This window comes from Rhodobacter sp. P2_H5 (genome assembly GCF_056403335.1).
Map to the genome: position 1 here is coordinate 1 of NZ_JBFUFS010000102.1, position 795 is coordinate 795.

Annotated in this window: 1 protein-coding gene; it reads right to left on the reverse strand. The window is 65.0% G+C overall.

The window, feature by feature from the left end:
- Nucleotides 1-795 (reverse strand): molybdopterin-binding domain-containing protein (locus AC1DVR_RS23725; protein WP_478003082.1); only part of this gene is annotated, 795 nt, incomplete at both ends.

A 795-nucleotide genomic window follows, 5' to 3' on the forward strand; every position in this document is an offset into this window, starting at 1 on the left:
GAGCATCGCGGCGAGGGTCAGGGCCATCCAGACCGGTTGCTCGCCATTCTCGGCACGCTGCAGCGAATAGGTGATGTTGATCAGGGTGCGGCGGCTGGCGGCCAGATCGGCGAGGACCGCGATCTCATCGGCCGGAACCTCGCAGATCGATGCGGCCCAATCCGGGGTCTTGGCCACGCCATCCGAGGCGCCGGTCAGATAGGACAGGAAGCGGTCATAGCCCACCGTATAGCGGTCGAGATAGGCGCGGTCGGCGCGGCCCGTGCAATGCAGCCGATGCGCCATGCCCAGCATCAGCGCTACATCGGTGCCGGGGCGCGGCGCGATGCGCGTCAGTCCCGGCAGGCTGTCAAAGTCATCGGCAATCGGACTGATCGAGACGAAACGGCATCCCCTTTTGGCCGCAGCACTCAAAGCCTGACCGACGCTGTGCTGCGAAATGCCGCCCGGGCTGATGGCGGTGTTGCGCAGCGGCAGGCCACCAAAGGCCAACAATAGTTCGGTATCGCTCGCCAACTCCTCCAGATAGGGATGGTCCCGGGTCAGCTTCAGCGGGCTGCCCCAGACCAACGAGAGGATCACCTCTCCCGCCGCCGAGGAATAGGAGTTCACGCTCCCGACATAGCCGCCAAAAGCACTGTTGAGAAAGCGGTGCAGCTGGCTTTGGGCATGGTGAAAGCGCCCTGCCGAGGCCCAGCCATAAGAGCCGCCAAAGACATGCGCACCGGGCAAAGTGCCGGTTTCGGGCAGGTCCGGCCCGGCACCAAGGCGCTGCAGCTCTTTGGCCGCCAGATC